A 21349-nucleotide genomic window follows, 5' to 3' on the forward strand; every position below is an offset into this window, starting at 1 on the left:
GGCAATCCGGCGGTTTGGCAGTTAGAGCTGTTTGCGAGTGAAGTGTCGTGCAAAAATACCAGCCTAAGGCTGAAAAGCCTACCCAACTTTCAGACTCTGCCCCTGGCATGTAAAAAAAGTAGGTGCGCTTCCAACCGTTTTGTCCGTTTCGGAGTCCGTAGGGACGTGGACCACCCCCCGGCCCCCTCCTAAAAAAAGGAGGGGGAGGGCTTACCAGACAAGCTTGTGTGTTTGTGGCTTCCCTTGATTTAAGCGAGGTGGAAATTTTACTTCCCCCTCCTGCTTTTTCAGGAGGGGGTTAGGGGGTAGTCCAGACAAGCTTGTGTGTTTATGGGCTTCCCTTGGGTTAGGTGAGGTGGAAATTTTACTTCCCCCTCCTGTTTTTTCAGGAGTGGGTTAGGGGGTAGTCCAGACAAGCTTGTGTGTTTGTGGCTTCCCTTGATTTAAGCGAGGTGGAAATTTCACTTCCCCCTCCTGTTTTTTCAGGAGGGGGTTAGGGGGTGGTCCAGACTAACCATCCCCTAAAATGAAGTGTTAGTGTTTTATTTATATCATTGATTGTCTGTGTATTAAGTCTTTTGTAATGAAGAGACCGCTACTTTTTCTGACCGCCCTGCTGCTGACCCTCAGCAGTTGTGAAATCAACCTGCTACAGACCGCCGACAATGGCCCGGCTATAGTGCCCGACGGTTCGGCGCGGATTGCCCGGACCTACTCGCTGGGTGGGCCTGATAATAAAACAGTTATGTCGGAAATTCGATATGTTTACGACGCAAGCGGCCTGCTTGAGCGCGTGGATCGTTTGGGCCGGAACGCCAACGGTGGTATGGATCGGTACGCCTACGAAACCTATACATACAACGGCAGTCGGCAACTCCAGAGCCGGGTCGAGTACAGCCGCACGTCGCAGAACGGTGATTTCAAACCGAGCACGACGCGACAATACACGTACCCCAGTCCCGATAAAACCGTAGAAACTATGCTCTATGCCGATTATCAGACGGGCGCTCTGAAACCACAAGCCCGGATCGAGACGGTTCGGCAAAACAACCTGCCTGTTACGTCAACGTTTTTTAGTTTATACAACACCTCACCCAACGAGCCGACCCAGATAACCACGTACCAGTACGAGAATGGGCGTCTGATGAAAGAAGAAACCCGAAGTGGTACCGGTACCGCTTTTCGGTCGATGGTGTACACGTACAAAGGACGTACGGCCCGGGTGGATGAGTTTATTCCGCAGTCGAAAGAAAGTATTTCGGAACAGAAGCTGACATACGATGCGCGCGGCCGGCTTGTGCAGGAAGAAGTTGTCCGCACCAATCCGCTGCTGTGCTTTGGTATGTTTGTGGGCGTCACGGTGCACGAGTATCTGGATTGAAAGGACGGAGAACCTCTGATCCGATATTAAAAAACGGACTATGGATAAACAGTTTTCCCGTTTGGCTGGTAAGGTTTGTACTGTCTGGTGTGGCTTTCGGGCCTGACCAACGACTCAAAACAAACCAACAGTAAACAGTCGTATGCAATCACAAACTGAAAAACCCGCCCTTGCTTCTGGCACCATCACCCTCGGGGGCGACCTTACCGTGAACCGAATGGGGTACGGCGCCATGCGTATTACCGGCGACGGAATCTGGGGACCTCCCCGCGACCACGACGAGGCTATCCGGGTGCTGAAACGCTGCCTGGATCTGGGCATCAATTTTATCGACACGGCCGACTCGTACGGCCCCTATGTTTCCGAGGAGCTTATTGCCGAAGCCCTGCACCCCTATGCCGACGATCTGGTGATTGGCACCAAAGGGGCGTTGCTGCGGACCGGCCCCAATCAGTGGCCGGTAGACGGAAGCCGCAAACACCTCGAAGAAGCCCTCAACGGGAGTTTGAAGCGTCTGAAACTGGAGCAGATTGACTTGTACCAGCTGCATCGCTTCGACGACAAGGTGCCCTCAGAAGAGTACCTCGGTTTTCTGAAAGAGGCTCAACAACAGGGAAAAATCAAGCACATTGGCCTCTCGGAGGTAACGGTCGATCAGATCAAAGAAGCCCAGCAATATTTTGAGGTCGTCTCGGTGCAGAACATGTACAGTTTCGGGCAGCAGAAATGGAACTCGACCCTGAAGTACTGCGAAGAAAACAACATTGCCTTTATTCCGTGGTATCCGCTGGGTGGTGGCAACCTAGGTGCCGAAGCCGCCGTGAAGCGCGTGGCCGAGCGGCATGGTGCTACCGAGTACCAGATTGCCCTGGCCTGGTTGCTGGCCGCATCCCCGGTGATGCTGCTGATTCCGGGCACCTCATCGGTAAAGCACCTTGAAGAGAACACGGCTGCTGCCCAGATCAAGCTGACCGATGAAGACTTTCAGGATATGCCGCTGCCGCACTAAGGGCTCAGGCAGTATAAAACGAAAAAGGCAACCCGGCTCGTCTGGGTTGCCTTTTTCGTAGGGAACAAACAAAAACAGGCCACCCCGGGGTGGCCTGCCATACCCATACTCACTGCGGGAAAGCATGGGGCAAAAGGTTAGGATTCAGGGGTCAGGTGACCCTCCAACCAACCCGCTATGGTGCTGGATGATTGTAGGGGTGCCGTGCCCTGAATGACACTGACGTATCATCGGAACCGATGGGTTGTCGTGATTTCTTTGGGCTATACATAAAGCGCCCGGCTTAAAGGCGTGAGCAACTTTAGAATGGTTGAGAGCTTACTTACGCAGGGCTTTGATTTTGTCCAAAGCGGCCCGTAGTTCGCTAAGCTGGTTTTGAAGCTGCTCTTTGATGTACGCGGGCAGGTGGTCGTCTTCAATGGCATCTTCGTAAGCTTCAACAGCGGCACTTTCGCCAAACTCTACAGAGCTCAGAACGGTGTCGCGGTCTTTACCTGTCAATGCCGATTTGATGTCGATCCAGGCCCGGTGAATCTTGCTGCTCACATCGGTCGAGGTAGCATCCGAAACAGCGGTACCATCAATCCGAACAATATGATCGGCCAGTTGGCTGCGGAAGTTTTGGCTTTGCACAATCATGTGCCGAAACAGCGAGTCGAGTTGCGAGTCTTCGTTGTCCTCAACGGCTTTTTCGTATCCCTGAATCCGGTCGTTGTTGATTTTTACCAGATCGTTGAGCGACTCAACGATTTCTTCGTCCTTAATCATAACGTTTTGTATTTATGAGGGTTGGTAGTAGTTAACCTTATCAATAAACGGGCTGTATGGGCGATTGTTTGGGCCGTTCGGTAAGTCGCCAGGGTATCTGGTAAACCCTTTTTGTGCTATCCTGGAAACAAAAAGGTCACAGCTACGAAAGCTGCGACCTGTATTCTACATGCAAAACGGGTAAACCAGGACCTATACCTTTGGCTCCTGCCGCCGGGGCTGGCCAAACCGCCGGTTGCGATTCCGGTTTCGGTTGCCACCGCCACCCGGTTGCCCGTTGGGGCGCGGGCCGTTGGGCCGACCATTGGCCGAGGCTCCGTTGGTGGGTGCCTGCTGGCGGGATTGGTTAGGCCGCGTGAGGGGCACACTAACGCCCGCCATGGCGTATTCGTGATCCGATACCACGGGAATCTGCTTCCCGATCAGCTTCTGAATGTCGCGCAGGTAAGCTTGTTCTTCTTCATCACAAAACGACATGGCACGGCCCTCATGACCGGCACGCCCAGTCCGGCCAATGCGGTGAACGTACGTTTCGGGAATGTTCGGAATTTCGTAGTTGATCACGCACGACAGCTCATCGACGTCGATACCCCGTGCCGCAATATCGGTGGCAATCAGCACGCGCAGTTCACCGCTTTTGAAACGGCTCAACGCCCGCTGACGCGCATTCTGCGACTTGTTGCCGTGGATGGCTTCGGCTTCGATACTTGCCTTGCGGAGGTCTTTTACCACATGATCGGCCCCGTGCTTGGTACGGGTAAACACCAGCGCCGAGCGGATAGACCGCTCCTGGAGTACATCGACCAACAGTTTTTTCTTGTTGGGCTTATCAACGAAATATACCACCTGATCAACCGTATCGGCTGTAGTCGACACCGGGGTGACCTCTACCTTGGCGGGTTTGTTCAGAATGGTGTCGGCCAGTTTGGCCACTTCGGGCGGCATGGTCGCCGAGAAAAACAACGACTGCCGACGGGTGGGCAATTGGGCAATCACCTTCCGCACGTCGTGGATAAAGCCCATGTCGAGCATCCGGTCGGCTTCGTCGAGCACAAACCGTTCGAGACTGCGGAGATTAATGTAGCCTTGGCCCATCAGGTCGAGCAAACGGCCGGGCGTAGCCACCAGAATGTCGATACCCGCGCGTAGGGCGTTTACCTGCGCGTGTTGCGACACTCCTCCGAAGATAACGGTATGGCGCAGGTTCATGTGCCGACCATAGGCGGCAATGCTCTCGTCGATCTGGATAGCGAGCTCGCGGGTCGGGGTCAGAATCAACGCCCGAATAGCACGGGGGCCTTTATTCGACAGCTTATTTTGATCGAGGAGTTGGAGAATCGGGATGGCAAACGCGGCCGTTTTTCCTGTACCGGTTTGGGCGATGCCCAGAAGATCCCGCTCTTCGAGCAGATACGGAATCGCTTGTTGCTGGATGGGGGTAGGAGTGGTGTAACCTTCAGCATCGAGCGCCTTTAGAATAGGCTCGATGAGGTTCAAATCAGAAAATGTCATGCAATCGCTTTAAGAGCCGACCCCGGCAAAACAAATACGGGTTCGGGCTGTGGATGCGGCAGGTTGCAAATCATAAAACTGACTAAACCAGACCGCCAATAACGTACCAACAACAAACAGGCCAAATTAATGCCCCACCCCCCGAAATAACTCGGAAGCTCTGGCCTGACCTACTAACCCGGCTCCCAACCTGACCATGCCGGGTGCGATGGTCGGCGCTCAAACGGGGCCTGGGTCGGTGCGTTGGAGGGCGTGTTGTGTCTGTTACCAGCCCAATCAGAGGCCCATTTTGAGGGAGCGCCTAAAACGTGAAAAATGGGCAAATTGGATTATTCTCGAAAAAACGTATGGCCCGCCCGAAACGCGATACAATTCTTTCATGGGATGGCTAAAAAAAGGCAATTGGTTCATTTAGAGGGACTTGTTGTACTTTCCCGATTTTCACTATACGATATTGATAAACGCTTGCACGGAAAAAAGAATTTTCGTTAAGCAATTGTTAACCAAGGGGTTTTGTGTTGCGTCGAATGGCGTCGGTCGTTCACCTTTGTCGCAGTTCAACGCAAAATCAAAACGCAAAATGAAACGTATCAAAATGACCGTAGCGGCCCTGCTCGTGGCCGGCAGTTTAACCAGCACAGGCCTGGCTTTTGGCGGGCCAAACGATGGCGTAATGCAGGTAAACGTGATTAAGTCAGACGCCAAGAAGGTGAAACTGCAAACACCGGGCAACGTTGAAATGGTCCTTGTCGACGACAACGGAACGGTGCTGTACAAAGGCCAAATTCGGTCTATAAGCGGCAAGGCTACGTCGGTTAACCTGACCAACCTGCCCGACGGACACTACTTCCTGACGGCCACAAACAACGAATTCTGGATGTCGCAGGGGCTGACAATTCACAACAATCAGGTTAGCATTGACCCGCAAAACAAGAGCAGCCTTGTGAAGCCAACGCTTGTGAGTGTAGGCAAAAACAAATTCAAACTGAACGTAGATGGCGCCGAGAAAGTCAACGTGGCCATTTATGACCAGATCAACGCCCTGGTATTCAGCGAAACCTACGAAAAAGGCGAGGTGCCTAAGTTTGACCTGAACCGTTTGCCCATTGGCGGGTACACATTTGTGGTAGGCCCCGATTTCAAGCAGTTTACGGAGCAGATCATCGTAAGCCGGTAACATGCGGGCCGCCGATGCCACCGCTACCGATGCCGAACCCCAACTGGCTCCAGGAGCTAACGGCGGTTCGGCATCGGCTTTTTGACAAGGGATGTTATCGCACCTGTAACCGGCGCATAAACTCATCCTTGTAGTTTTTGCCCAACGGAACCGATTGGCTCCCCAGCGTTATGCCGTGGTCGTCGAACGTATCGACCCGGTTGATATTGACCGCGTATGAGCGGTGTACCCGAACAAAACGGGGGTGATTGAGCCGCTCCAGCACGGCCGACAATGATTGCCGAAGGGCGTACTTTTTGGCGGTCGTTACAAAGGTGGTGTAGGTGTCCTCTGCTTCGAGGACCAGAATATCGGCCAAACTGATTTTGACGAACTGAAAGCCCTGCTTCACAAACACGTAGTCGTCGATTTTCAGGATGGTGTCCCGGCCGGGCGGGTCGCGCTCGGGTGTGTCGGGTTTCTTTTCGGCCGATTGAGCCTCTTCCGGCGGGGGCGTCCGCTGTGGGAGCTGGGGTTGTCGGGCAAAGTTATGAATGGCCACATCGATGGCGATGCGTAGGTTGAGCAGGTTATGCGGCTTGGTCATGTAGGCCGCCGGGGCCGTTTGTTTGGCCCGTTCTACCGTGTCGGGGTCCGAGAAGGCCGTCAGGTAAATGATCGGTACGGGTCGGATGCGCAACAGTTGGTGGGCCGTTTCGATACCGTCCAGATCACCCCGGATGTTAATGTCGCACAGGAGCAGATCGACCTGATTACGCCGAAAAAGATCAACCGCTTTGGCCCCGTTCGATGCCATCCCTACCACACAGTATCCCTCAGCTTCGAGGCTATCGCAGAGGGCCATTGCCAGAATGGCCTCATCTTCTACAATCAGAATATTGATCGAATCGTCCATATGGGAGTTAAAGGGTATTAGGCGGCCCGAACGGGCGAGGGCTCATTGACCGGTACTCGAATAAAAAACTGTGTTCCATTGCCACTTTCGACCGACACGGTTCCCCCAATCTGATCCGATAAGCCAGCAATCAGCCGTTTGCCAAACGACCCACCCGGCCGTTGCCAGCGCGTCAGGTCGAGGCCGGGGCCATTGTCGGCTACGTGCATAAGCAGGCTATCGCCCTGCCGACGCAGATCCACCAACAGACTCGGGGCAGCGGTATAGGGCAGGGCATACTTGAAGGTATTTGTCAGGATTTCGTTCAGAATCAGCCCAATCGGAATCGCCAGGTCCACATCAACTTCCTGCTTGCTCACCTGCACACGGGTATCTACAGTCTGGTGCGTGTACCCGTAGGCACCCATCAGCGATTCGATCAGGCTGGCTACGTACTCGCCCATATCGATAGTGGTCAGCGAATCGGTCTGGTAAAGTCGCTGGTGCAGGAGCGACATGGCCTGCACCCGTTGTTGCCCCTCCCGGAAAGCCCGCTTGGCGTTCTCGTCGGCCAATCGGTTCGATTGTAACTCCAGCAGCCCCGACACAATGGCCAGGTTGTTTTTGACCCGGTGATGAAGCTCGCGCATCAGCAACCGCAACTGGGCCGATTGCTGCTTGATTTGTGCCTGGCTCTGACCCAGACGCTGATACTGCCAGAACAACAGGCCCGACAGCACGAAAAACAACCCGGCTCCCCAGCCCAGCCACGTCAGCTGCCGCTGCTGCAGCTCGTTTTGGGTTTGTAGCTGCTGAATACTGGTTTCTTTTTGCCGCGAAACGAACCGGGCGTTTACCTCGGCCAGGTTCTGGGCCCTGGCCAGATCGGTGCGCTTTTTGATGAGGAGCAAATCCCGGTCCCGGTCGGCCTGTATCTGTGCCACCAACCGTTCGTGTTGCAGCAACAGGCTTGTTTTTAGGCTCGCAATCTGTTTTTGTTTCTCAGCCTCTACCTCCGCCAGTTGCAGCGCCCGCTCATTGTCGAAAGCGGCTTGTAAGCGGGCAATCTGACCGGTTTTGTCGGCCCGGCCGAGCGAATCCTCAATGACTTTGGCCTGTTCGAGATAGTGCAACGCCTGTTCAAAATGGCCCGCATCGCGGTAGGCTTTGTAGGCGACCCCCAGCGAATTGAACAACCGGTGTGGATCGCCCAGCTGGTTAGCCAGCCGCACCGACTGCTCGCCGTGAAACACCGCTTTCTGATGTTTCTGTAAGCGTTGGTACAAATCGCTCAGGTTGCGGTGATTGTGCTCCAGATTGGTCAGGCGCCGGGCCTCTCCGTTGAGAGCCAGAGCCCGCTCCAGGTAGTCGATGGCCCGTTCGAACTGCCGGTCGGGTTCGATGGAAAGCTGCCCCATGTTGCCGTAAAGAATGGCCAGGGTGTTGTTGGAAATACCTTCTTTTTCCAGCAGACTAATCCCCGCCCGATACGCTTGCCGGGCTTCTTCGTAGGCTTTCAGATCGCGCTGAATAATGCCGATAGTGTTGTAGGTGTTGGCAATGGCCGTTGCCGAACCTAGCTGCTCGTTCAGTACCAGTGCCTGTTTAGCGTATTGGAGCGCCAGCCGGGTAAACCCTTCCATTTTCTGGGCGTCGGCCATGCGCTTGTACGTGAGCGCCAGTCCCTGATTGGCAAACGCGATACCGGGCAGGTAACGATGCCGCTCGAAAACCGGTAATGCCTGCTGCATGAGTACTACCGACCGGTTGAAGTTGCCTTTGTCGCGGGCTTCGGCGCTCAGGTACGCCAGACCGCGGGCCCATATCACCGGCTGCCTATGCTGTTTACCCCAGTCGTGAATACGTTGCGCATACACCAACGACGAATCGGGCCGAACCGGGCGCAGGTCTTGCCACTGGGTGTACCAGGCTTCGATCTGCAGTGAGTCGGTTCGGGTCAGGGGTCGAATCTGGCTGTACGAAAACGGAGTGCCTGCCAGGAGCAGACACCCCGCGAAACAGGTAAGGCAGAAAAGCCGCCGGGCGACCATGTTGTGTGCTTGTCTAATCCAGGTCAGATGCGGCAAAGCTGGCACTCGGCACGTGGTCTTCGACTACGCCGGTCCAGGGGTTTGGATTGAGGGCTCGCTTGACCGATACCCACCGACGGCGCGACACAGCTACTTTCTCGCCGGTGGAGAGGTGGAGCATAGGCCCCTTGTGGGTGAGCTGTACTTTCTGGACAAAGGCCCGATTGACGAGGCAGTTCTGGTGAATTCGGATGTACGCTGCGTTGGGGAGCTGGATTTCGTAGTGCTTCAGGGTGTAGGCCATAATGTGCCGGCTGCCATCGCGCCAGTGCAGCCAGCTGTACCCTTTGGCTCCCCGAATCATAACCAACTCGTGGATGGAGCGGGTACGCCAGCCGTACAGGGGGTCGTTGACGCGGATGGTGGCTACTCCATTGGTTCGGGTTGATGGTTGATTGGAAAGAGGAAGGAGTGGATTCATGGTTAAAAAAGAGAAGTTGATATAAGAGAAAGGAACGTATGAAGCGAAAGGTAAGTGTTTTTTTTTGATGTCACATAGACCATTCGCTCAAAAACAAACAAAAAAAATACGAATTCAAATAGTTGCTAAAAAGATCGCGGAGCAAGGCCATTTGGGTGAGTACGAGTTCTTTGTACGTCAACGCCGGATTTATGTAGGCGAATGCGGAACAACACGTGTTCATGGCCGCGTAAATCGATCGATTTGCCAGATGTATCGCTTTGGGCAGCTCGTAGTCCAAAACATATCAGGTTAACAGAGCATATTGGACGATAGCCCTGCACCCGTAAGCGACGTGTACTGTCAGTTGCTAAAATGGGCGTATTCAATACTCAGATTCCCTGTTATATTTACAAGGCATTTTCTCTCATAATCAGTCAGTTTACTGTATGAAGCAGTATTTATTTGTTTTGGCGCGGCTCTGCCTGGGGCTCTGCGTAGTGAGTGGATTTTCGGCTCAGGCGCAGAGCATAAGCGGAACCGTTTACCGGGATTTCGATAGCAATGGCGAACGCACCCAGAACGGTCCCGGCGGTTATTCGGAACCGGGTATTGCTGGTGTTGGGGTTATGGCGTTCAATGCGGCCAATGCCGTTGTGGCCAGTACCACCACGTCGGCCTCGGGGGGGTACACGCTCAATACGGGGCCGGGCCGGTTCAGAGTCCTGTTTACGGGTTTTCAGACGGGCGATTATGTCAGCCTGCGGGGTACACAAAATCGGACCGATGTTCGGTTTGTGACGGCGGGGAGTGCCCCGGTTGATCTGGCCCTGAACTACCCGGCCCATTACTGCGGGGTGCCCGACCCGGCCCTACTGGTGCCATGTTATGTCAACGGAAACCCGGTGAGTGCATCGGGCGTATCGGCCGCGGGCCTGCGCGATGTGCTGGTGTCGGTGCCCTACAGTGCCTCCGGGCTCACCCCGCCCGAAACGATGGTGGCCAAAGGGGCCGAAATCGGGTCGGTGTACGGACTCGCGGTGTTGCGATCGGCCAACAAGCTGTTTTCAGGAGCATTCACCAAACGGCACGTGGGTTTCGGACCGGGCGGGCCGGGTGCTATTTACCTGACCAACTTAACCACTAATACCTCAAGTTTATTTACCACCCTGAACGCCGGGGCTGACCCGCACACGAACCTCCCCACCGACCCCAACGCGGCTAATCGGGACGAGGGTGCTTTCGACGCGGTAGGCAAAGTAGGATTGGGCGATATTGAGCTGTCGGACGATAACCGGATGCTCTACGTCGTGAACCTGTTTGACCGCCGAATCTATCTGATTCCGCTGGTGAGCGACCCACCCGCCGGAGCCGATCCCCGCGATTTTATCGCGCCCGGAACCATTACATCGGTACCCGTGCCCGATCCCGGTTGTGGCAACGGCACCTACCGCCCATTTGCGCTTAAATTCTGGCGGGGTAAACTCTACGTGGGCATGGTGTGTAGCAATGAGAGCCTCCCGGTGCAGCAAAGCCCGTATGCAGTGCCCGCACCCGGCAACGCGTTTGTGTATGCCTTTGATGTAGCATCCGCTACCAATACCTTAAGCCCGGTGGCAACGCAGGTACTTAGTTTTCCGCTTACCTATCCCAAAGGTGCTACCGTCGACGGGCGACCGGCGCTCCGGAAATGGTATGCCTGGGGCAATAATTTTTACGATGCACTCCTGGGTGTACCCGGCCGCCCAGCCGACGACCTGGCGTACCCGCAACCGTGGCTGACCGATCTGGAATTTGATGTCGACGGGGCTATGATTCTGGGCGTCCGGGACCGGTTTGGCGATCAGACGGGCTATCAAAATCTGGGCACCAATCCGGCCGATGCGGCCTTGTATTCGAGTGCGGCTACGGGCGATTTGCTCCGGGCAGGCCCCTGCGGGCCCGCCGGAACGTACGTGCTCGAGAGTGGCGGTTCGGTATGCGGTGCCGCGCCAACTACGGCTGGTACCAATGGCGAAGGGCCGGGTGGGGGTGAATTTTACGACGACAACGTATTCTGTTGCCACGGCGAAAGCAGCTATGGCGGGCTCGCTTTGTTGCCGGGCCGGGGCGAGGTAGTCAACGTGTCGGTGGAGCCGCTCGACCTTATTTCGGCGGGTTTCCGGTATTTTGATAACCTCACGGGTGTGCAACGGCGGGCGGTGGAATACCGCCGGACAGGTACCCAAATCTATCGCTCCGACAACGCCAGCACGTTTGGAAAAGCCAATGGCCTGGGCGATGTGGAACTGAATTGCAACGCTGCCCCCCTCCAGGTTGGTAATGTGGTATGGAACGATACGAACGGTAACGGCCGGCAGGATGCCGACGAAACCGGCATTGCGAGTGTGACCCTGGGGCTGTATCAGAATGGCTTTCTGGTAGCAACCACCCAAACCGATGCGGAAGGCGAGTACTACTTCGGCCCGACTAACGTGCCGGGTGGGCTACAACCTTACACTGCCTACGAAATTCGGATCGGCTTGTCGGCCCCGGTGTTGGCAGGTCGGTCGGTGTCGGTAGCAAATAGTGCGGGTGATGATCGGATTGACGCTGACGCCATCGTGAATAATGGCAACGCTATAGTACCCTTTACGACCCGGAGTTATGGTCAGAATGACTTTTCGATTGATTTCGGCTTTAATACCTGCCCCCCGCAAAAGTGTATTCCGATCACGGTAACACGTATTCGCCCCGACCGCCTGGCAGGGAATTAGGGGAGTAGTTTAGCGTTTTTCAGTACTGGACATTCAGACTTCAGACATTAGACGTTAGACTTACTACCATTCTGTAGGGAGGTCTAACGTCTAATGTCCAACATCGAATGTCCAGTACTGAGTTAGCGTTTATGGTTTTTGGTTTAGAGTTTTTGGTTGGGCACGTTTGGGATTGAAGCTACCTCCTCGAAACACCAATAGGCCAAAAGCCATAAACCAAACGCTTTTTTAGAGAGAATATGTCGAAGGAAATCCCGGTGATGATTATTGCCGGGGTTTTTTGTTAACCCTGAATGGTAGCCGCTACTTTGGCCATGTCGGCGGTGAGTTTTTGTACAAACGCCAGTTGCTCGGCCAGGAGTTGATCGTCGGGGGAGGCCGGGGTCGGGCTTGCTGGCGGTAGGGTGAGCGCAGATGTTGGCTCGGCGTTTTTGTCGGTTCGGTCGATGCGGCTCAGGGCCTCGGCCAGGTGCTCGAGTGACCGGCGCACGGGGCGCACCAGGGCGTCTGTTGCGGGGGTATGCTCCCGGTCGACGGTAGTCAGCACAATGGTGGCTACGTTGGACGAGAAAATGTGGTTGAGTACGGCAAACTGAAGTAAATCCTGCTGATGCCGCCGTTTGCTTTTCGGCTCCGACAACATCCGCTCAAAAGCCGCCGACAAGTTGGCCGACTGCACATACACGCTCTTCCGGGCCAGTTTGTAGTCGGTTTCGGTAACCCCCCGGCCGCACAGGCTCTCTTCCAGTTTCTGAAGGTATTTGATGTCGGCGTTGAGTACATCGCGCAGCACCGGCAGCACCTGTTCCGACTCCCAGCGTGGTAGTAACCCATAGCTGGCAATAACGGCAATGACCCCGCCAATGAGTGTGTCGAGCATCCGTTCGCCTACCACTTCACGGAAGCCGATTCCCATAAAGTTGAACAGGATCAGCACAAAGGGCGTCACACAGATCACCATGGTGATATAGTTCCGGCGCTGAAAACTGTAGGTGCCGAGCATAAACAGCACCATAAACACAAACTGGGCAACCGGGTTGGGAACAAAGGCCAGAATAACTACCCCCAGCAACCCACCCGCAAGCGTACCCAGCAAACGGTCGCTGTTGCGTTGGCGAGTGAGCGAATAAGCTGGTTTAAGAATAACCGTGATGGTGAGCAAAATCCAGTAGCTATGGTGGCCGTTGGGCCAGAAGGTAGCCACAATATAGCCTACCACACAGGCAATAGCCATGCGGAGCGAATACCGAAATACCGACGAACGCAGCGAGAGATTGTCGCGCAAACGGGCCACGTCAATCGGTTGGTGCGATACAAAGCGTGAATAATCGAGCGTCGACGGGTCGGTGGGGGTGGTGCCGGTGTCGGGGGCAATTTGCAATAACCCGTTTATACGCTCGGCCAGTTGCCGGATACTTACCAGTACCCGCCGAAGCACCAGCGGGTTGCCCATGTCGGTGTTGGGCGGCAGGGCGTTGATAGCCGCCTGAATCTGTTCTAAAGCCGCGTGCATATCTAAGCGCGGCCGGTGCGGGCTACCCTCCAGAATGGCCAGACCGATAGCGTCGAGTTCGTTGACGAGCCGATGAATCTGGGTGGCAATTAGATTCAGGATGCCCGTAGTCCCAAATCGCTCGCGCAACGATTGGTAATCGTAGTACATCGCCGAAATCTGTTCGTATAAATCGACCACTTCGGCGAAGGTCAACACCAGTACCCGGCCCGTAGAAGTAGTTTCGGCCACTACCTGCCGACTTTTGAAAAGCAGTTCGCGTACAACGTCCTGTTTTTCGCTCACGACCACATGCTGTGCTACCAGCCGACGGTAATCGTCGTCGAGGTCGGTGCGGCCATCGTAAAAATCCGCTTTGATGCGCAGAAACCGGGCAATTTCGTGGATACACTCGGCCAGAGCCTGTTGCGCCTGCCGATAGGGTCTGAACTGCCGAAATACCAAACTGATGCCAGTGTACCACAAGCCGCCGAGCAGAATAAGCGTAGCCTGCGTCAGAATCTCCGGGAGAGAGAAGGGAGCTGTGTCTGCTGTTTCGCTACTCACCCCCCGAGCCATGGTCAAAATGAGGGTAAGCATCCCCGCCGAGCCGACGGCAGCCGCGCGGTTGCCATAAACGTTGAACAAGGCGAAGAAAAAGCTCAGCAGGCCAATTTCGAGACCGAGGGTCCAGCCGTTGAGCCGGGCAAACCCGGTCAGAATAGCCGTCAGGAAAATGGTCAGGCAGCAGGCCAGTAACCCGTTGCGCTTGTGAATGAGCGGCCCCGGCATATCGGTAATACTGGCCGAGAGCGCTCCCAGGCCAATGAGTAAGCCTATGTCGGGTTGTTTCTGAACCTGAAAAAAGAAGAGTGCCGGTAACAGCACGGCTACCGTAGTCCGCAGCCCATCGGAGAAGTAGTGGCTCGATAAAAAGTAACGGACAGATCGGAGAATGGGCTGCATGAAACGGTAAACAAGATTACATCACCTGCCGAACGAGGTTTTCGAGCGTATGCAACGGCTGTACGCCCGACTTACGCCAGACAATCTTACCCTTATGGAACAAAATAAGCGTGGGTACGCTCTGAATCTGATACTGCGTAGCTGCGGCCCGGCTGCGGTCAATATCGACCTTGATCACTTTCAGCTTGTCGCCCATGCGGTCGGCCAGTTGTTTGAGGGTAGGGGCCTGTTGTTTACAGGGGCCGCACCAGTCGGCGTAAAAATCAACCAGCACGGGTGTGTCGCCTTTGACCAAGTCTTTAAATGAGGGGTTCATCGGATGTTTCGTTTTGTTGTTTTGGGTGTAGCGAATGCACATGCACTTGCCTGCGGATATAACAGCAAGCAGGGCCGGGCAGTTTCAGGGCGGTTCGGGAGTGGCTTTCACTGGCCTGGTGCGGTGAAAGCTACTCCCAACCCCGCTAACCAAAAAAGCCCCGCCAAACGGCGGGGCTTTTCAATTTCGCTTCGACTGAATTGTTTTTAGAACCGGAAGTGTGAGAACGCCTTGTTGGCTTCGGCCATACGGTGCGTATCGTCTTTCTTCTTCACGGCAGCTCCTTCACCTTTCGCAGCAGCTACGATTTCAGCAGCCAGGCGGTCGGTCATGGTTTTTTCGCCACGTGAACGAGCGTATTTAATCAGCCATTTCATGCCTACCGATACTTTGCGGTCAGCCCGTACTTCGGTGGGAACCTGGAAGGTAGCACCACCAACCCGACGGCTTTTTACTTCGACCGAAGGCATTACGTTGTTCAACGCCTTTTTCCATACGTCGAGACCGTTTTCGCTGGTACGCTTACCAACAATCTCCAGTGCGTCGTAGAAAATAGTGTACGCGATGCTCTTCTTGCCCTCGTACATGAGGTTATTAACAAATTTGGTTACCAGTACTTCCTTAAATTTCGGATCGGGTAACACGTACCGTTTTGGCGGTTTCGACTTTCTCATTGTGTCTTCAGATTCTGGATCTTACTCTGCCGCTGCTGACCAACGGGCAGTCCATATTTTAGTGTACAATGAATAATGAGGAATGGATAATGAGCGTTGCCCGAATAGGCATTATGCATTATGCATTACCCATTATTCGTTTTATTTCTTCTTGCCTTTAGCGGGCGCACCTTTGCCAGCGGCTGGAGCCTGACCTGGTTTCGGACGCTTGGCGCCGTATTTCGAGCGGCTTTGCAGACGGCCGTTTACACCGGCAGTATCCAGAGCACCCCGAACAATGTGGTAACGAACACCCGGAAGGTCTTTAACCCGGCCACCGCGGATCAGCACGATTGAGTGCTCCTGCAGGTTGTGGCCTTCGCCCGGAATGTAAGCATTGACTTCTTTGCCGTTCGACAAGCGAACACGAGCTACTTTACGCAGCGCCGAGTTTGGCTTCTTAGGCGTCGTGGTGTACACACGCGTACACACGCCCCGACGCTGAGGGCAGGCATCCAAAGCTGGTGATTTCGACTTGAAAACCAGCTTCTCGCGGCCTTTACGTACTAATTGTTGTATGGTTGGCATTACGCTGAAAAATGTTTTTTGTACAGTCGTCGCGAAAATTGAGGTGCAAAGGTAGGTAAATTGGGTTAGAATCACAACATAAAGCCCTAACCACGCTTACTCATTCCGATAATTTGTGGGCTTGTGTGAGCCCGACAGAGGTGGGCGCCACCTGCTGAAACTTTATTGGTACAAAAGCGTCTTACAAAATCAGAAAAGGGCCGCTAAGTCGTATTCCCAACACAATGCCACACTCGCGCGTTTTGTGTTGTATGCTAACTTGTGGGCGCTACGTTTAATCACCAGTAAAAGAGAGGCCCGGCAGCGATAGCCGATACCATTCCGTACTCAATACCCGTGAGAAAAGCCATTTCAACCATACTGCTCGTCTTGCTGGCGGTCGTGCTTCTTGTGCTCGGCTTTGTGACCCTGATTGCGACTACCTCCTGGGGCGAGCGCATCGTGACGGCACAGGTGAATCGGTATTTAGCTAAGAAACTCCAGTCGCCGTTTCGGGTGGGTCGGATCAGCTACAAAATTCCAGACTATATCGAGCTGAACGATGTGTTCTTCCAAACCCCCAAGGGCGATACGCTCCTGATCGGGCAACGGATGTTTGTGGACCTGGATATGCTGGGCCTGCTCGATAACCGGGTGGCCATCAATCAGATTGATCTGGAAAAGGTGCGCCTGAACATCAGCCGTACCCTGCCCGATACAACATTCAACTTTGGCTACCTGCTCGACGCGTTTGTGACGCCCGGAAAGCCACAACCGACTCCAACCCCGCTTGATACCACTACGGCCCCGCTCGATATCAACCTCAAAGCGGTAACTCTTAAAGATGTACGGGTCAAATACCTCGATGATGTGACCGGTGCCGATGTCGACGCGTACGTGGATACCCTGCGGGCCAATTTTGAACGCACCGATGTGGCCAATAACGTGTACCGCCTGCAAGACCTGACCGTCGACGGGCTAAACACCCGCGCCCGGATCTACAAAGGTCTGCCTGTGCCCGATTCGCCCCCCTCGCCCGACACGCTGGATATAGCTCTGGGTAAATGGCAGATCAACCGCGCCCGCTGGGACGTGAATCTGGTCGAACAAAAACTAACCACCGCCGGGCAGTTGCAGACGCTGGCGATGGAAACCGATTATTTCTTTCTGAACAGCGAACGGCTGGGAGTGAAGTCGCTGGTGCTCACAGGAGCCAATGTCCGCTACGACGACCTCACTCAGCCCCGGCAGCGCACCGGCGTTGACTACGCTCACCTCGACCTGCGCGACGTGGCCTTCCGGGGTGAACAGCTGCGGTACAACCCCCAGCAGATTTCGGGGCAATTACGACAGGGCCGCCTGCGCGACAAAAGCGGTTTGGTGTTGCAACGGCTCGACGGCGACTTGCTTTACACGGACAAAACAACGGCCCTGACGAACCTCTGGATTCAGACGCCCAAAACCTTGCTGCGCGATCAGGTTGTGTTGCGGTACGATTCCATCGGGCAGCTCTCGCGGCCGGGGCAGGCCAACCGGGTGCGGGTTAATGTAAACCTGCGACAGAGCGTCATGGCCTTGTCGGATGTGTTGTTGCTGGCTCCGCAACTGGCAGGCACGTTCAAAAATAACGAAGCGGCCACCATCCGTATGAACGCCCGCGCTACAGGTACGCTGGCTGCGCTCAACCTGCCCGTGCTGGATCTGGCGGCCCTGTCGGGTACGCGCATCCGCGCCCGTGGCCGGCTTACCAACCTGACCGATACCGACCGGCTGGGTCTCGACCTGACCATTACAGAAGCCACCACGCGGCTGGCCGATATTCAACGGGTTGTACCCAAAAATGCTCTTCCCGATGCGGTCGATATTCCGCCCCAATTACGGTTATCGGGTCGGGTTCGGGGGCGGCTCAACGACCTCGACCTGCAAACCCGGCTCAATACCAGTTGGGGTAACGCTACGTTCGACGGGCAACTCCGGGGCTTCGTGGAAGGCCGTAACCAGGGCTATTCGGGAACGCTGGCCCTGGCTGACTTTCAGGCTGGCAAATGGCTTAAAGATCCAAAGCAGTACGGGCCTGTTACGGCCATTGCCACCGTCAATGGTACCGGGCTCGACGTAAAATCGATGAATACCTCGTTTCGGGTAACCGTCGATGAGGCAACGTTGAATGGGTATCGTTACCAGAATATAGCCGCTTCGGGGCAGTTGGCGCGGGGTGTGCTCAACATCAAGGGCGTGAGCGATGACCCCAACGCCCGCTTACAGCTCGATACGCGGGTGGGGCTGCTGAGCGACTACCCCAGCATTACGGGTACCGTAAACATTGCCCAACTCGACCTGAACCGGCTGAAACTATACAGCGAGCCCCTCGACCTGCGGGGTAAACTTGTACTCGATATGGCCTCGACCGATCCCGCCAAACCCGTAGGAACACTCTCGACCGATGGGGCCGTGATTCGGTACGGGGGGCAGTCGTACCCACTCGATGAGGTGTATCTCAAAGCCACTGCCGACGGGGGGCGCAAGCAGATTGCCGCCCGGGTGCCGTTTGCCCAACTCAAGCTCGACGGTCAGTTTGCCTACGATCGGCTGTACGACATCATTGTATCGGAAGTAAGCCGGTATTTTGCCATTCCGGGGCTCACGTACCGAAATACCCCTCCGCCGTATGACTTCAAAATCGACGCTAAGGCGTACCAGCACCCGTTGCTGAAAGCGTTTGTGCCGAAACTCACCCGGCTCGACACGGTTCGGCTGGCGGCTTATCTGGACAACCGTAACGACACCACCTTTGCGGCCTCGCTCCGAACGGGCGTCATTGAATACGACTCCAGCCTGGTGCGGAGTGCCAACTTGCTGCTGCGGGGTACGGCGAACGGGTATGTACAGCCGTTGCCCGTTGGGATTGCGTCCCGTAATAGCCTGAACACGTCGGTCAACCGGTTGCTTGTACCTGTTGCGGAGCAGCTGCCCGTGACCCGTAACGGCGAGCTGTTTGTACGTGGCCAAATCAGCTCGGCCAACGCGTCGGGAATCGAAATTGGCCTGACCAACCTGATCGGGACGGCGGCCAACAACAAGCTCAATTTTGAGGTGATGAGCAAAGACTCGTCGAGTCGGGATGTGTACGGCCTACGCGGGCAGGTGGCCGCGTTAGGGCAGGACTATCGGGTGCAATTGGCCCAAAATGGGTTGTTGCTCAATTATCAGAACTGGTCGGCCGATACCACAGGTTATGTGCAATACGGCCCGGCAGGTTTGTTTGTCAATACGCTGCGGTTGCGGCACCGCGACGAGTATATTGAACTGGCCAGCACGGAACCCTACGCTAACGCGCCACTGCGGGTTACGATTCGGAATTTCAACCTGACCGACGCGGCTAAAATTGCCAATCAGGATACGACCCTCGCGAGTGGGCAGCTCGACGGTACCGTGGTCCTACGCGACTACCTGGGCGAAGACTCCGATCTGTCGTTTGTGGGCTCGGTCAATGTGGATAGTTTGCGGGTGATGGACAAGCCCATTGGCAACCTGACCGGCCGATTCACCAACAGCACCGAGGGGAAAGTAGGTATCAACGTGGCGCTGAGCGGCCCCGACAATCAGGCCACCCTCAACGGTACGTACAACGGAGCCAACTCGGGTCTTGATCTGGTAGTTGATCTGCAAAAACTGGCGGCCCGTACCATCGAAGCCTTTAGTTTCGGCGAACTCCGGCAGGCCCGTGGCGACCTGACGGGGCAGTTTACCGTGGCCGGTACGACCACCAATCCTAAAATAAACGGGCAGGTCCGGTTTGATTCGGTAGCGTTCAACATCAAACAACTTAACGCAACCTACCGTATCGATCAGGAACGCCTTCAGTTCAGTGGTTCAACCATTAGCCTCAACAATTTCACACTGACCGATACCCTTGGTCGCACCCTCAATACGACGGGGACCGTAACGCTGGCCAATATTCCCGACGTGGGGTATAACCTGAATGTGCGGGCCAACGACTTCCTGGCTCTCAATGCGGCCCGCAAAGACAATGACTATGTGTACGGACAGGCGTCGGTGACGGCCAATCTACGTATCCGGGGTACGGGCACCAACGCGTCGGTGGTGGGTACGGTACGGGTTGAAGATGATACCAAGGTGTCGTTTGTATTACCCGACGATACGCCCGAATTGAACGACGCCCGCCAAACGGTTACGTTCATTAATCACAATGATACACTCGCTTTGAGCAAGTACCTGGTGAAGCCCAAACGTGACACCGTAAACACCAAAATTGCGTTTGAGGAACTGAACAACGCGACCATTTCGCTCAACATCGAAGTCGATGAGAAATCGGAGTTTACGATTGTGGTCGATGAACTGAACGGCGACTATCTGCGGGCACGGGGCAATGCCGACCTCAACGTGACCATCGACCCGGCGGGTAACATCGGGATTCTGGGCCGCTACGAGGTGACCGAGGGCGAGTACTCGCTTACCTATGAGGTGCTGAAACGGCAGTTCAAAATCCAGAGAGGCAGCTCGATTACCTGGACCGGAGATCCGCTAAGTGCGCAGGTCGATATTACGGCCGTGTACGAAACCCGGACAGCCCCCGCCAACCTGGTGGCTAATGAGATTGCCGGGCAAAATAACGCCTTGTACCAGAATAAAATGCCGTTCAATGTATTGCTCAAAATCGGCAATAATCTGGCCAAGCCAAGCCTGAACTTCGATATTGTGCGGCCCACCAACGGCAATAGCAACGCCATTGTGGCCGGGGGCGTTACGCAGACCGTCGACAACAAACTGGCGCTACTTCGGCGCGATCAGTCGCAGATCAACAAGCAGGTGTTTGCCTTGCTGGTGCTGGGTAATTTTATCTCCGAAAACACGTCTGATTTCTTCTCAACCGGAAGCGGTGGGGGCGTGGGCGCGGGAGCCGAAAACATTGCCCGAAACAGCGTGAGTAAGATTCTGTCTGAACAATTGGAGCGGTTTGCATCGAGCCTGATCAAAGGCGTTGATGTGAACTTCAACCTCAACTCGACCAACCAGGCAGCTACCGCCAAGGGGCCAACCGGCAGCCGAACCGACCTGAACGTGGGTCTCTCAAAAAGCTTTCTGTCGGGGCGGCTTTCGGTATCTGTCGGGCGCAACTTTGTACTCGAAAACACAACGGGTATTCAGCGGAACCCCAATGAGATTTTTGATAACTTCTCGCTTAACTATAACCTCACCCGCGACGGTCGTTATGTGGTGCGGGGCTACCGGCGCAACGAGCAGCAAACCGTGCTGGAGGGCTATGTAGTTGAGACGGGCGTCGGCTTCGTGATCACGGTCGACTACAACACATTTGCTGATTTACGGCGACGGAGAAAGGAGGAAACGCTGTGAAGTTTCCCACAA

The 21349-nt window shown here is 55.1% G+C and carries 14 protein-coding genes; 5 read left to right on the forward strand and 9 right to left on the reverse strand.

The annotated features are described in order from the left end of the window. The first annotated feature begins 583 nt into the window (after positions 1-583). Both RUDLU_RS28825 and RUDLU_RS0116385 read left to right on the forward strand, forming a co-directional pair. Positions 584-1381: a hypothetical protein gene (locus RUDLU_RS28825; RefSeq protein ID WP_019989493.1), complete on the forward strand. Its 798-nt coding sequence runs from the start codon at positions 584-586 to the stop codon at positions 1379-1381. A 142-nt stretch (positions 1382-1523) separates the two neighbouring features. Then, a complete protein-coding gene (locus tag RUDLU_RS0116385) occupies positions 1524-2390 on the forward strand; it encodes an aldo/keto reductase (protein WP_019989494.1) in 867 nt (288 codons plus the stop codon). A 318-nt stretch (positions 2391-2708) separates the two neighbouring features. Here the strand turns inward: RUDLU_RS0116385 and RUDLU_RS0116390 are convergent, their stop codons facing one another. Both RUDLU_RS0116390 and RUDLU_RS0116395 read right to left on the reverse strand, forming a co-directional pair. Further along, entirely contained in the window at positions 2709-3158 is a 450-nt protein-coding gene (locus RUDLU_RS0116390; protein WP_019989495.1) for a ferritin-like domain-containing protein, read from the reverse strand. A 192-nt stretch (positions 3159-3350) separates the two neighbouring features. Further along, positions 3351-4670 (reverse strand): DEAD/DEAH box helicase, encoded by a 1320-nt coding sequence (locus tag RUDLU_RS0116395; protein ID WP_019989496.1) that lies wholly within the window; start codon positions 4668-4670, stop codon positions 3351-3353. A gap of 580 nt (positions 4671-5250) precedes the next feature. On the opposite strand from RUDLU_RS0116395, the gene RUDLU_RS0116400 reads away from it, so the two are divergent. Next, positions 5251-5847: a hypothetical protein gene (locus RUDLU_RS0116400; RefSeq protein WP_019989497.1), complete on the forward strand. Its 597-nt coding sequence runs from the start codon at positions 5251-5253 to the stop codon at positions 5845-5847. Between the two features lie 94 nt (positions 5848-5941). Here RUDLU_RS0116400 and RUDLU_RS0116410 read toward each other — a convergent pair whose 3' ends face one another. The 3 genes from RUDLU_RS0116410 to RUDLU_RS0116420 are packed head-to-tail and all read right to left on the reverse strand — an operon-like array spanning position 5942 to position 9232. Further along, positions 5942-6742 (reverse strand): response regulator, encoded by an 801-nt coding sequence (locus RUDLU_RS0116410; RefSeq protein WP_019989498.1) that lies wholly within the window; start codon positions 6740-6742, stop codon positions 5942-5944. Positions 6743-6759: 17 nt separating this feature from the next. Further along, positions 6760-8808 (reverse strand): histidine kinase dimerization/phosphoacceptor domain -containing protein, encoded by a 2049-nt coding sequence (locus RUDLU_RS0116415; RefSeq protein ID WP_211220212.1) that lies wholly within the window; start codon positions 8806-8808, stop codon positions 6760-6762. After that, the gene (locus RUDLU_RS0116420; protein ID WP_019989500.1) at positions 8786-9232 is read right to left on the reverse strand and encodes a LytR/AlgR family response regulator transcription factor; all 447 of its coding nucleotides are present in this window, start codon (positions 9230-9232) and stop codon (positions 8786-8788) included. Before RUDLU_RS0116420 ends, RUDLU_RS0116415 begins: the two co-directional genes overlap by 23 nt. Positions 9233-9660: 428 nt before the next feature. On the opposite strand from RUDLU_RS0116420, the gene RUDLU_RS0116430 reads away from it, so the two are divergent. Continuing rightward, entirely contained in the window at positions 9661-11967 is a 2307-nt protein-coding gene (locus RUDLU_RS0116430; protein WP_019989502.1) for an SdrD B-like domain-containing protein, read from the forward strand. A 283-nt stretch (positions 11968-12250) separates the two neighbouring features. Here the strand turns inward: RUDLU_RS0116430 and RUDLU_RS0116435 are convergent, their stop codons facing one another. From RUDLU_RS0116435 to rpsL, 4 genes are all read right to left on the reverse strand, one after another. Then, the gene (locus RUDLU_RS0116435; protein ID WP_019989503.1) at positions 12251-14425 is read right to left on the reverse strand and encodes an FUSC family protein; all 2175 of its coding nucleotides are present in this window, start codon (positions 14423-14425) and stop codon (positions 12251-12253) included. A 16-nt stretch (positions 14426-14441) separates the two neighbouring features. Beyond that, positions 14442-14741, reverse strand: coding sequence for a thioredoxin (trxA, locus tag RUDLU_RS0116440; protein ID WP_019989504.1), 300 nt, complete (start codon positions 14739-14741; stop codon positions 14442-14444). 206 nt (positions 14742-14947) lie between these two features. Then, a complete protein-coding gene (rpsG, locus tag RUDLU_RS0116445; protein ID WP_019989505.1) occupies positions 14948-15415 on the reverse strand; it encodes a 30S ribosomal protein S7 in 468 nt (155 codons plus the stop codon). 141 nt (positions 15416-15556) lie between these two features. Next, positions 15557-15982 carry a 30S ribosomal protein S12 gene (gene rpsL, locus RUDLU_RS0116450; RefSeq protein WP_027303134.1) on the reverse strand — a complete coding sequence of 142 codons (426 nt, stop codon included), beginning with the start codon at positions 15980-15982 and terminating at the stop codon, positions 15557-15559. A 336-nt stretch (positions 15983-16318) separates the two neighbouring features. Here rpsL and RUDLU_RS0116455 point away from each other — a divergent pair, with 336 nt between their 5' ends. Further along, a complete protein-coding gene (locus RUDLU_RS0116455; RefSeq protein WP_027303135.1) occupies positions 16319-21337 on the forward strand; it encodes a translocation/assembly module TamB domain-containing protein in 5019 nt (1672 codons plus the stop codon). Positions 21338-21349: the final 12 nt, after the last annotated feature.

Origin of the sequence: Rudanella lutea DSM 19387 (genome assembly GCF_000383955.1) — a bacterium.
GTDB classification, from domain to species: domain Bacteria; phylum Bacteroidota; class Bacteroidia; order Cytophagales; family Spirosomataceae; genus Rudanella; species Rudanella lutea.

Excerpts from the sequence above, each read along its gene's own strand:
- RUDLU_RS0116420 (WP_019989500.1), bottom strand. The coding sequence starts at position 9,232 with ATGAATCCACTCCTTCCTCTTTCCAATCAACCATCAACCCGAACCAAT.
- RUDLU_RS0116395 (WP_019989496.1), bottom strand. The coding sequence starts at position 4,670 with ATGACATTTTCTGATTTGAACCTCATCGAGCCTATTCTAAAGGCGCTC.
- RUDLU_RS0116400 (WP_019989497.1), top strand. The coding sequence starts at position 5,251 with ATGAAACGTATCAAAATGACCGTAGCGGCCCTGCTCGTGGCCGGCAGT.
- RUDLU_RS0116410 (WP_019989498.1), bottom strand. The coding sequence starts at position 6,742 with ATGGACGATTCGATCAATATTCTGATTGTAGAAGATGAGGCCATTCTG.
- RUDLU_RS0116435 (WP_019989503.1), bottom strand. The coding sequence starts at position 14,425 with ATGCAGCCCATTCTCCGATCTGTCCGTTACTTTTTATCGAGCCACTAC.
- RUDLU_RS0116430 (WP_019989502.1), top strand. The coding sequence starts at position 9,661 with ATGAAGCAGTATTTATTTGTTTTGGCGCGGCTCTGCCTGGGGCTCTGC.
- rpsG (WP_019989505.1), bottom strand. The coding sequence starts at position 15,415 with ATGAGAAAGTCGAAACCGCCAAAACGGTACGTGTTACCCGATCCGAAA.
- trxA (WP_019989504.1), bottom strand. The coding sequence starts at position 14,741 with ATGAACCCCTCATTTAAAGACTTGGTCAAAGGCGACACACCCGTGCTG.
- RUDLU_RS28825 (WP_019989493.1), top strand. The coding sequence starts at position 584 with ATGAAGAGACCGCTACTTTTTCTGACCGCCCTGCTGCTGACCCTCAGC.
- rpsL (WP_027303134.1), bottom strand. The coding sequence starts at position 15,982 with ATGCCAACCATACAACAATTAGTACGTAAAGGCCGCGAGAAGCTGGTT.
- RUDLU_RS0116390 (WP_019989495.1), bottom strand. The coding sequence starts at position 3,158 with ATGATTAAGGACGAAGAAATCGTTGAGTCGCTCAACGATCTGGTAAAA.
- RUDLU_RS0116385 (WP_019989494.1), top strand. The coding sequence starts at position 1,524 with ATGCAATCACAAACTGAAAAACCCGCCCTTGCTTCTGGCACCATCACC.